The organism is Bacteroides sp. ET225, assembly GCF_024733745.1.
GTDB classification, from domain to species: Bacteria; Bacteroidota; Bacteroidia; order Bacteroidales; family Bacteroidaceae; genus Phocaeicola; species Phocaeicola excrementipullorum.
In genome coordinates, this window is record NZ_JANRHN010000096.1 from 1 (window position 1) to 418 (window position 418).

The window sequence follows — 418 nt, forward strand, 5'->3', positions numbered from 1 at the left end:
CGAGGAGGGAGAGGAGATTACGGAACTTGAATACCTCCCGGCAGAAATGGTTCCCGACAACCCCCTCCGGAAGAACAGCATCGTGGACGTCCGGTGCCGGGACAACAGGGGAAGGCACTTCATCGTGGAGATGCAGATGGTATGGTCGCAGGAGTTCCGCCAGCGCGTCCTGTTCAACGCGTCGAAAGCGTACGTGAGGCAGATCGAAAAGGGAAACGACTATTCCCTCCTCCAGCCCGTATACTCCCTGAACCTCGTGAACGAAGTCTTCGAGCCCGAGCTCAGGGAATTCTACCACTACTACCGCCTTGTACACGTCGAGCATACGGAGAAGGTGATAGACGGGCTGCACCTGGTGTTCGTCGAACTCCCGAAGTTCAACCCCCACACCTACAGCGAGAAGAGGATGCAGGTGCTG

At 57.2% G+C, this 418-nt stretch carries 1 protein-coding gene; it reads left to right on the forward strand.

Annotation, left to right across the window (positions count from 1 at the left end; all coding sequences use genetic code 11):
• Positions 1–418 (forward strand): Rpn family recombination-promoting nuclease/putative transposase (locus NW212_RS15250; RefSeq protein ID WP_258339463.1); only part of this gene is annotated, 418 nt, incomplete at both ends.